Annotated in this window: 9 protein-coding genes; all 9 read left to right on the top strand. The window is 65.0% G+C overall.

Annotation, left to right across the window (positions count from 1 at the left end; all coding sequences use genetic code 11):
* The coding region (locus A3764_RS03010; protein WP_236628000.1) for an ATP-binding protein at window positions 1-322 on the top strand (322 nt) is incomplete at its 5' end.
* Between the two features lie 2 nt (window positions 323-324).
* Window positions 325-1,695 (top strand): response regulator, encoded by a 1,371-nt coding sequence (locus tag A3764_RS03005; protein ID WP_067920219.1) that lies wholly within the window; start codon window positions 325-327, stop codon window positions 1,693-1,695.
* Between the two features lie 101 nt (window positions 1,696-1,796).
* Complete coding sequence (locus A3764_RS03000; RefSeq protein WP_330220257.1) at window positions 1,797-4,040, top strand: sensor histidine kinase NtrY-like; 2,244 nt, start codon at window positions 1,797-1,799, stop codon at window positions 4,038-4,040.
* Window positions 4,037-5,449, top strand: a complete 1,413-nt coding sequence (ntrX, locus tag A3764_RS02995) for a nitrogen assimilation response regulator NtrX (protein WP_067920217.1) — start codon at window positions 4,037-4,039, stop codon at window positions 5,447-5,449. Before A3764_RS03000 ends, ntrX begins: the two co-directional genes overlap by 4 nt.
* Window positions 5,450-5,625: 176 nt before the next feature.
* On the top strand, window positions 5,626-7,002 hold the full coding sequence (trkA, locus tag A3764_RS02990; RefSeq protein ID WP_067920215.1) for a Trk system potassium transporter TrkA: 1,377 nt from the start codon (window positions 5,626-5,628) through the stop codon (window positions 7,000-7,002).
* Window positions 7,003-7,023: 21 nt separating this feature from the next.
* On the top strand, window positions 7,024-8,565 hold the full coding sequence (locus A3764_RS02985) for a TrkH family potassium uptake protein (protein WP_067920213.1): 1,542 nt from the start codon (window positions 7,024-7,026) through the stop codon (window positions 8,563-8,565).
* Window positions 8,566-8,696: 131 nt separating this feature from the next.
* Entirely contained in the window at window positions 8,697-8,936 is a 240-nt protein-coding gene (gene hfq, locus A3764_RS02980; RefSeq protein WP_067920211.1) for an RNA chaperone Hfq, read from the top strand.
* Window positions 8,933-10,231: a GTPase HflX gene (hflX, locus tag A3764_RS02975; RefSeq protein WP_067920209.1), complete on the top strand. Its 1,299-nt coding sequence runs from the start codon at window positions 8,933-8,935 to the stop codon at window positions 10,229-10,231. The genes hfq and hflX overlap by 4 nt, the downstream gene beginning before the upstream one ends.
* Window positions 10,232-10,330: 99 nt before the next feature.
* A complete protein-coding gene (locus tag A3764_RS02970) occupies window positions 10,331-10,735 on the top strand; it encodes a DUF2177 family protein (protein WP_067920225.1) in 405 nt (134 codons plus the stop codon).
* The last annotated feature ends 82 nt before the right edge of the window (window positions 10,736-10,817 follow it).

Below are 10,817 nucleotides of genomic sequence, written 5' to 3'. Positions count from 1 at the left end.
CGAAGCGGGGGGCAGCACGATCCGGCTGCATACCTATTTCGAACATTCATTCCGGTTGCGCCGGGCGGACGGGTCGGGCCAGTCGCTGCCGCTGCAGATAGAGGTGGTCGACGACGGCACCGGCCTGCCGGAGCACATCAAGGCCGATGTCTTCGATCCCTTCGTATCGGGCCGAGAAAACGGCACCGGGCTGGGGCTGGCACTGGTGAGCAAGATCATCTCGGAGCATGACGGATGGATATCCGTTACCTCCGTTCCGGGGCGCACCGTCTTTCGCATTTCGCTGCCGCGGGCGCGCGGCGACATATCACAGGAGTCCTGAGCATGGATGGAACCGTTCTGGTGGCGGACGACGATCGCACGATCCGCACTGTCCTGACGCAGGCGCTGACGCGGGCGGGCTGCAAGGTCCACGCGACATCCAGCCTGACGACGCTGATGCGCTGGGTGGGCGAGGGGCGCGGCGACGTGGTGATTTCCGATGTTGCCATGCCCGATGGCAACGGGCTGGAGATGCTGCCCAAGATCGCCGCCGACCGGCCCGGGCTGCCGGTCATCGTCATTTCCGCCCAGAATACGATCATGACGGCCATCAAGGCCGCCGAGGCGGACGCCTTCGACTACCTGCCCAAACCTTTCGATCTGCCGGATCTGATGAAGCGGACCGCGCGCGCGCTCGAACGGGGGGCGGCCCCCCGGATGCCGGCCCCGCAGCCGGAGGAGACGCCCGAACGGGACGACCTGCCGCTGGTGGGGCGGACGGCGGTGATGCAGGCGCTCTACCGGCTGGTGGCCCGGGTGATGAACTCTGAACTGCCGGTGCTGATCTGGGGTGAATCGGGCACCGGGAAATCACTGATCGCCCGGGCGATCCACGATTTTTCCGATCGTCGTTCGCTGCCCTTCGTTACCGTGACCGGCGCGGACCTGGAGGATATCGAAGGGCCCGCGCGCATATTGGCCCGGGTGCGCGGCGGGACGCTGCTGGTGGATGAAATCGGCGACATCCCCGCCGCGCTTCAGGCGCGGCTGGCCCGGATGATGGACGCGCCGGGCGAACACAGCCCCCGGTTTCTTGCCACAAGCCAGTCCGACCTGACAGCGGCGATGAAGAACGAAACCCTGCGCCGGGATCTCTATTACCGCCTCTCGGGCGCCACGCTGCATGTACCGCCCCTGCGCGACCGGGTGGAGGATATTCCGCTTCTGGCCGCGCATTTCCTCGAACGGTCGGACAGCGCGGGCAGCGGGCGGCGCGTCCTGTCGGACGGGGCCGCGCGGATCTTCGGCAATTACACATGGCCCGGCAACGTGCGGCAGCTTGAACATGCCATGCGCCAGCTTGCCCTCACGGGCCGCGCGCCGGAGATCACCCAGACGGAGGCCGAACAGGTACTGGGCGCGGAGCCCGATCCGCAGCCGCTGCGCGCGCAGGCCAATACCGAACGTCTGGGCGCATCGGTCGAACGGCACCTGCGCCGTTATTTCGATCTGCACGGCAACGCCTTGCCCCCGCCGGGCCTCTACGCACGGATCCAGCGCGAAGTGGAGGCACCCTTGATAGAAATCGCACTTGCCGCAACGTCCGGGAATCAGGCCAAGTGCGCGGATTTGTTGGGAATTAACCGAAATACCCTACGAAAGAAGATTACCGACCTCGATATAGAGGTGACACGCGGTCGCAAAATGATGTAAAACCGCCACATAAACGTGGCCATCGGGTTTCAGACCGGATCAGGACCACAAAATATGGCGGTTGATGCAGGGATGCATCACATCATCGGTGAGGGCAGCGGGTGGCAACCCGATCACGCAGTTCAGCGCTCATAAGGCTTGGCCGTTTGCGGCGGGTGCGACGCGTTCGCAATCTTTCCACCTTTGGGCTGGTGGTGCTGGGGCCTGTTCTGGCGCTGGCGACCTATCTTGTACTTGGGCCCTTGGGGCAGGGGGCGAACAGCCCCGCGCTGCGGCTCATCCTGCTTACCGATCTGATCTATGTCCTGCTCGTTGCGGCACTTGTCCTCAGCCAGGTGGCGCGGCTCATCGCGGCGCGGCGGGCCAAGTCGGCGGGATCGCGGCTGCACCTGCGGTTGACGGGTGTTTTCGCGCTGATGGCGCTGATCCCGACGATCACGGTGGCGGTCTTTGCCGTGCTGACCGTGAATTTCGGTCTTGAGGGGTGGTTTTCCGAACGGGTGCGGAGCGTGGTGGGCAGTTCGCTCGCCGCGGCGCAGGCCTATGAGCTGGAGCAGCGCGAAGACCTGATCGCGGATACGCTGGCGCTCGCCCGGAGCATCGACAGCGCCCGCCGTCAGGGGATCGCGGCGAGCGACAGCCAGATCCTCGGCGAAGGCCAGCGCCAGATCCAGCGGGGCCTGCGCGAAGCCTATCTGATCGACGGGACAGCCCAGATCCGCGCGCGCGGCGACCGGTCCTACCTGTTCGACTTCGACCCGCCGGACCCTTCCGACATCCAGCGCGCCTCCGAAGAAGAGGTGGCGGTGATCGAGGATTGGCCCGCCAATGAATTCCGCGCCCTTGTGCGGCTCGATTCCTTTGTCGATCGCTATCTCTACGTGTCCCGCGACGTGGACGGCGATATCCTCGCGCTGCTCGATGACACCCGGGAGACGGTGCACCTTTATCAACAGCTCGAATCGGAGCGCGGGCGGCTGCTGTTTGAATTCGGCCTGCTCTACCTCGGATTCGCGGTGATCCTGATCCTTGCCGCCGTCTGGCTTGGCCTGTGGTTCGCGGAACGGTTGTCGCGGCCCGTGGGTCGCTTGACCGGCGCGGCCCAGCAGGTCGGCGCGGGGGATCTCGACGTTCAGGTCGTCGAGGAAGAGGGCGACGACGAGATCGCGATGCTGGGGCGCTACTTCAACCAGATGACCCGGCAGTTGAAGGGCCAGCGCGACACGCTGCTCGACAACACGCGCCAGATCGAACGGCGGCGGCGGCTGTTCGATTCGGTGTTGAGTTCGGTCACCTCGGGTGTTGTGGGGCTGGACCCCGAAGGGCGCGTGACCTTCGTGAACCGCTCCGCCATGCGGTTGCTCGACTGGAACGAGGACCAGCAGTCGCTGGCGATATCCGTGGCCGTGCCGGAGTTCGGCCCCCTGTTCGAAACGGTGACGAACGGCCCGGGCGAGGTGGCCCAGGCCGAGGTGAAGGTAGCCAGGCAGGGCAGCCTTGAAAATCTGCTGGTGCGCATGGCGACCCGGCGTGGCGACGACGGTCACCTGGAAGGCTATGTTGTCGCCTTCGACGATGTGACCGACCTTGTGAGCGCCCAGCGGATGGCCGCATGGGGCGACGTGGCGCGGCGCATCGCGCATGAGATCAAGAACCCGCTCACCCCCATCCAGCTCAGCGCGGAACGCATCCGCCGCAAGTTCGGCGGCAAGGTCGGGGAGGGCGCCGAGGCGCTGGACCAGATGACGGGGGTCATCATCCGGCAGACGGCGGATCTGCGGCGCATCGTCGATGAATTTTCCAAGTTCGCCCGGATGCCCGAACCCGAAACCGCGCTCCAGGATCTGTCGGACCTCGTACGCGATGCGGTGCTCTTGCAGCAGACCGGGCAGCCGGATGTCACCATCGCGATGGACGTGCCGGATGAGCCTGCCATGGCGCAGGTCGATTCCACCATGCTGTCGCAGGCGCTGACCAACCTGATCAAGAACGCGGGCGAAGCGATCGAGACCCTGCGCTGCGAGGGCGCGCCGGAAGATCATGAGCCCCGGATCGAAGTGCGGCTCGAAAAGTCGGGCGACACCGCGCGGATCACCGTGGCGGACAACGGCATCGGCCTGCCCGAAGACCGCGCGCGCCTCTTCGAGCCCTATGTCACCACACGCAGCGAAGGGACGGGCCTGGGCCTGCCCATCGTCAAGAAGATCATCGAGGAACACGGCGGCAGCCTCACGCTGGAAAACGCGCCCGTGTTCGACGGACAGACCCATCACGGCGCCATGGCGGTCATCACGCTGCCTCTGGTTCCCACACATCCCCCTGAGCAGAGCGGAGAAGGCAAATGAGCGATATTCTGATCGTTGACGACGAACGCGATATCCGGGAATTGATCTCGGACATTCTCGAAGATGAAGGTTTTGCCACCCGATTGGCGGGCAATTCCGACGAGGCGATGCAGGCCATCAACACCGAGGCGCCCGCGCTCATCATCCTCGATATCTGGCTGAAGGACAGCCGGATGGACGGGATCGACATCCTCAAGACCGTGAAGCGGGACAATCCCGACATCCCGGTGGTGATCATCTCCGGCCACGGGAATATCGAGATCGCGGTGGCGGCGATCCGGCAGGGGGCCTACGACTTCATCGAAAAGCCGTTCAACATCGACCAGCTTCTGGTGGTGATCCGGCGCGCCATGGAAACCAGCCGCCTGCGGCGCGAGAACCTCAGCCTGAAGCGGCGCGACGTGACCTCTTCGGAAATGATCGGCAACTCCGCCGCCTTCCGCGCGCTGGTGAGCCAGCTCGATAAGGTGACGAAGTCCAATGGACGGGTCATGCTGACCGGCCCCGCCGGGGCGGGAAAGGAAGTGGCCGCGCGCTACATCCACGCCCATTCCGCCCGGTCGACGGCGCCCTTTGTCACCGTCAACTGCGCCGGCGTCTCCCCCGACCGGATGGAGGAGGTCCTCTTCGGGCGCGAAACCCCAGACCGCGGGGTGGAGCCGGGGCTGCTGGAACAGGCGCACGGCGGGGTCATCTATTTCGACGAGGTCGCGGACATGCCGCTGGGCACCCAGTCCAAGATCCTGCGGGTGCTGGTGGATCAGCAGTTCACCCGGGTGGGCGGCAATGACAAGGTCCGCGTGGACCTGCGCGTCATTTCCAGCACCAACCGGAACCTCGATGCCGCCATCGCGGCGGAGACCTTCCGGCAGGAGCTCTATCATCGCCTGAACGTGGTGCCGATCGCGGTGCCTTCGCTGGAGGACCGGCGCGAGGATATCCCGGCACTGGCGCAGCATTTCATCAGCGATTTCAACGCGACACAGGGCCTTCCGCTGCGCGAGATCACCGAGGAAGCGACCGCCCTGATGCAAACGATGATCTGGCCCGGCAACGTGCGCCAGCTCAAGAACCTCGTGGAGCGCGTGCTGATCCTCGGCGAAGGCTCGGGCCCCATCGAGGCACGCGAACTGCCGGGGGAGGAGGATCCGTCGGAAGACGACGGTCGCGTAGTCCTGTCCGGTGCCTTGGCCACGCTGCCCCTGCGCGAGGCGCGTGAAGCCTTTGAGCGCGAATACCTGCTGACGCAGATCAACCGCTTTGGCGGCAACATCAGCCGGACGGCGAATTTCGTCGGCATGGAACGCTCGGCCCTGCATCGCAAACTGAAATCGCTGGGGGTGGTGACATCGGCCAAGTCAGGCGTGCGCGTGGCCCATGTAGACGAAGAGGCGGAACACGCGAGCTGAGCGGGCCCGGCTTTAAACGGGGGCGCTGACCGGAAAAGGGGTGCCCCCGTACTGGCCCCACCCTCTCCGGGGACATTTGAATTGACCGCGTTTTACCACTCTGTCATGGCTGGACCGGTTCGGACGGCCCCTTGAACACGGGTGGCGGCCCGGTCCAGATCAGGGGACCCCGGTTCATGAAAGTGATCATTTGCGGTGCAGGACAGGTGGGGTGGCAAATCGCCCGTCACCTGAGCGGCGAACGCAACGATGTGACAGTGGTGGACAGCAACGCCGACCTCGTGCGCCGCGCCACGGATACGCTGGACGTGCAGGGCATCGCCGGTTTCGCGAGCTACCCGGACGTGCTCGACCGGGCCGGGGCGCGCGATGCGGAGATGATCATCGCCGCCACCCATTCCGACGAGGTCAACATGGTGACCTGTCAGGTGGCCCATTCGGTCTTCGGCATCAACCGCAAGATCGCCCGCCTGCGCAGCCAGTCCTATCTCGACGCGATCTATTCCGATCTCTACCGGCGCGATCACATGCCCATCGACGTGGTGATCAGCCCCGAACGTGAAGTGGCCGCAGCCGCCCTGCAGCGCCTTTCCGCGCCCGCCGCCTTCGACACGGAGGTTTTCATGGACGGGCAGGCGCATCTGCTGGGCATCAGTCTGGAGGCCGACTGCCCGGTCGTGAACACGCCCTTGCGCCAGTTGACCGATCTCTTCTCCACCCTCCGGGCCGTGGTGGTGGGGGTACGCCGGGACGGCACGCTTTTCGCGCCCGAAGCCAAGGACCAGCTTTTCGTGGGGGATGACTGCTATGTCTTCTCGCACAAGGACGACATCCAGCGCACCATGGAGATCTTCGGCAAGAAGGCCAGCAAGCAGGAGCGGCTGGTGTTGGTGGGCGGCGGCAACGTCGGGCTGACGGTGGCGCTACATCTGGAGGCGGGGCTGAAACGCATCCGCACCAAGATGATCGAGAAGAACCGTCACAACGCCGAGCGCGCGGCAGAGGCGCTGGAACGGACCATCGTGCTCAACGGCGACGGGCTCGATTCAGCGCTGCTGTCCGAGGCGGGCATTTCGCGCGCCGACGCGATGCTGGCGGTCACCGACGACGACAAGACCAACATGCTGTCCTGCGTGCGGGCCAAGGCCGCGGGCTGCCCCTATGCCATTGCGCTGATCAACGATCCCACGCTGGTGCCGCTGATGACCCCGCTGGGGATCGATGCCTATATCAACCCCCGCGCCACGACGGTGTCGTCGATCCTGCGCCATATACGTCACGGCAGGGTCAGGGCAGTCTATTCCATCGGTGATGCCGAGGCGGAAGTCATCGAGGCGGAAGTGCTTTCCACCTCGCCCATCGCGGGGCGGAAGGTATCGGATATCGACTTCCCCGAAGGCGTGCTCATCGGGTTGGTCCGCAAGGCGGGCAAGGTGGTGAGACCCCATGGCAGCATGCGGATCGACGAGGGTGACGTGATCGTGCTCTTCGCCCTCGCCGAGGATGTGCCGGCGGTGGAGCAGCTCATGCAGGTTTCGATCGATTTCTTCTGACAGGGCAGGGAAGGGCGCCGCGTGAGCCGCAAGAGTCATATTCGGCGGGATATCATGAACCTGCCGCTGTTCCTGTTGCTTTTCGGGGCCACCGTCCTGTCCATGATGGTTCCGGCGCTGCATGCGCTCGTCCTGAATGACCACGATACATCGCGCGCCTTTTTCTACGCCTCGCTGCTGGGGCTGGTGGTCTTTACGCTGATCGCCGTGGCCCATGCGGGCCGGATCGGGCGCGAAGGGCCGCTGACGCAGCTTCTGTCGCTTTTTTCCGCCTTTGTCTTTCTGCCGGTGATAATGGCGGTGCCCTTTCTTGAAGCACTGCCCACGACGCGTTTCACCAATGCCTATTTCGAAATGGTCAGCGCCTTGACCACCACCGGGGCCACCATGTTCAAGGAGCCCGGGCGGCTCAATGACACCCTGCACCTGTGGCGCGCGCAGGTGGGCTGGATGGGCGGTCTTTTGATGTGGATCGCCGCCTCCGCCATTCTGGCGCCGCTCCATCTTGGCGGTTTCGAGGTCACCGCACAGGCCGAACCGGGCCGGAGGGAGCCCGCCGCCGGGATCCGCAACGCGCCGGTCGATCCGCGCCACAGGCTCATCCGGGTCACCAAGTCACTGCTGCCGCTCTACTCCGGCCTTACGCTGGTGCTGTTCCTGCTGCTGCTGATCGGCGGTGAGGTCCCGCTGGTGGCGCTCAGCCATGCGATGTCGGTGATGGCGACATCGGGCATTTCGCCCATCGGTGGGGTGCAGAATTCCACCTCCATCGGTGTGACGGGCGAGGCGGTGATGATGCTCTTCATGATTTTCGCGCTGTCCCGGCTGACCTTTTCCAAGGATACGATCACCGCCACCCAAGGCGGGCTGCGTACCGACCCTGAATTCCGCATAGGCATCGCCGTGATCGCGGGCGTGCCGCTGTTGCTCTTTGCCCGCCACTGGATCGGGGCCTATGACGTGGCCGCCGAAGAAAACCTTTACGAGGCCGGCTTGGCGCTCTGGGGGGCGCTCTTTACCGTGATGTCCTTCCTGACCACCACGGGCTTCGTGTCGGAGCATTGGGCCGAGGCGCGCAGCTGGTCGGGGCTGGCGACGCCGGGCCTGATCCTGATGGGGCTGGCGCTGATCGGCGGCGGCGTGGCGACGACGGCAGGCGGGGTAAAGCTGTTGCGGGTCTTCGCGCTTTACCAGAACGGCGTGCGCGAGATGGAGCGGCTGGTGCACCCCAACTCGGTCAGCGGGGCGGGGGCGGCAGGGCGGCGGCTGCAAAGCAACGGGGCCTTCATCGCGTGGATCTTCTTCATGCTCTTCGCGCTTTCGCTGGCGGGGGTGACATTGCTGCTGACCCTGATCGGCGCTTCCTTCGACGAGGCGCTGGTGATGTCGGTGGCCAGCCTTTCGACCACCGGGCCGCTCATTGAATACGCCGACGACGCGCCCATCCGGCTCATCGAACTGAAGATGGCGGCGAAGTACGTGCTTTGCGGTGCGATGATACTGGGCCGGCTTGAGACGCTGGCGATCATCGCGCTCTTGACCCCCAATCTGTGGCGCGGCTGACACGTCAGCCCCGGCGCTTCGGGCGGGCTTCGGAGATTCGGGCTGGAAACTCCGTGCTTTGCGCTCCATAGTGGTCGGAATGGGGAGGTCCGGTCCGCGGACACCGGCAAGAAAAAAGGGCGAATGAGACTATGGCGTCTGACAGACAGAACCTTCAGGACGCGTTCCTGAACCACGTACGCAAGACCAAGGTTCCGGTCACGATCTTCCTGATCAACGGCGTGAAGCTGCAGGGCGTCATTACCTGGTTCGACAATTTCTGCGTGCTGTTGCGCCGCGACGGGCAATCGCAGCTGGTGTACAAACACGCGATTTCGACCATCATGCCCAGCCAGCCGATTTCTCTCTATGAGGGTGAAGAGGCTAATTGAGCCGACCTCCTTTCCAGATCGATGAAACCGAAGGGCCCCGCGTCACCCGCGCATGGGTCCTGCATCCGGACATCCGCAGCGATCCCGATCGTCGTGCGCCCGAACCCGCGCTGGCCGAAGCCGTGGCACTGGCCGAGGCGCTGCCCCAGCTGGAGGTGCAGGGCGCAGAGGTCGTGCCCCTGCGCAGCGTCAGCGCCGGCATGCTTTTTGGCAGCGGCAAGATCGAAGAGCTGCGCCAGCGGCTGGAGGAGAGCGAGATCGAACTCGTTCTGGTGGACGGCCACGTCAGCCCCGTGCAGCAGCGCAACCTTGAAAAGGCGTGGAAGGTCAAACTGCTGGACCGGACCGGTCTGATCCTCGAAATCTTCAGCGACCGTGCCGCCACCCGCGAAGGCGTGCTGCAGGTGGAAATGGCGGCGCTGAACTATCAGCGCACGCGGCTGGTGCGCGCCTGGACGCACCTTGAGCGGCAGCGTGGTGGGCTTGGCTTCGTCGGTGGCCCCGGCGAAACCCAGATCGAGGCTGACCGCCGTGCGATCGACGAACAGCTCGTCCGGCTGCGCCGCCAATTGGACAAGGTGGTGCGGACCCGCGCATTGCACCGCGCAGCACGGGCCAAGGTCCCCTATCCCATCGTGGCGCTGGTGGGCTATACCAACGCCGGGAAATCCACGCTGTTCAACCGCCTGACCGGGGCGGAGGTGATGGCCAAGGACATGCTTTTCGCCACGCTGGACCCGACGATGCGCAGCCTCGTGCTGCCCGACGGTCCCGAGGTGATCCTGAGTGACACGGTGGGCTTCATTTCCGACCTGCCGACGGAACTGGTCGCGGCGTTTCGCGCTACGCTCGAAGAGGTGCTGGCCGCCGATATCATCTGCCACGTCCGCGATGTCTCCCACAGCGAGACGGAGGAACAGGCGCAGGACGTGCGGGATATCCTCGCCTCCCTCGGGGTGGACAAGCAGACGCGCACCTTCGAGGTCTGGAACAAGATCGACCTGATGCCGCCCGAGGCAGCCGATGCCCTGCGCGCGGCGGCGGCCCGGGATCCGGATGTGCTCGCCATTTCCGCGATCAGCGGCGAAGGGCTGGATGCCCTGCAATCGACCATCGCCGAGGCGCTGCAGGGCCACCTGCGGGAGGCCGATCTGTCCCTCTCCTTCGAGGAGGGGCGCAAGCGCGCGTGGCTCTTCGAGCAGGACGTGGTGATCGAGGAACGGCAAACCGACAGCGGTTTTGATCTTGCGGTGCGCTGGTCCGCGCAGCAGGAAGCACAATTCCAGAAGCTTTAGGCCCCGCCTGTGGGTGGGGCGCGCGTGGCGGCAGATAATGCTCGACCCGTCGCACGATCGGCCCATATGGAGGCCGAACACCGAACCGGGAGCCGCGCCATGACCCTCGTCATCCTCTATGCCGTCACCTTCGCCATTTTCATGGGGCTCGATTACGTCGGGCTGAGTTTTCTTATCAAGCCGACCTTCGAAAAGGATGTGGGCGGCCTGTTGCTGGAGGATTTCCGCCTCGTCCCCGCCTTCGTCTTTTATGCGTTCTACGTGGCGGTGCTGCTCTGGTTCGTGTCGTGGCCCGCGCTTACGGAAGGGCGCGGCATGCTCTGGGTGCTGGGGAATGCTGCGCTGATCGGGGCGCTCGGCTACGGGACCTATGAATTCACCAACTACGCGACGCTGAAGGACTGGACCGGCACGATGGTCGCCACGGACTTGACCTGGGGGGTAGTGCTCACCTCGGTCTCCGCCACCGCCGGGGTCTGGATCACCCGCGCCATCTCTACCTGAAGGGATCGGCCCTCATGGCCCGGTCGGTGAGGCGAAGCGCCATGCCCCGGGCCGCAGGCCGCCCAACCGCCAGTCACCCACG

Origin of the sequence: Sulfitobacter sp. HI0129 (genome assembly GCF_001635395.1) — a bacterium.
In the GTDB taxonomy this organism is placed as follows: domain Bacteria; phylum Pseudomonadota; class Alphaproteobacteria; order Rhodobacterales; family Rhodobacteraceae; genus Sulfitobacter.
The sequence above is the reverse complement of the archived record's forward strand: the minus strand, read 5'-3'. Positions and strand labels throughout refer to the sequence as shown.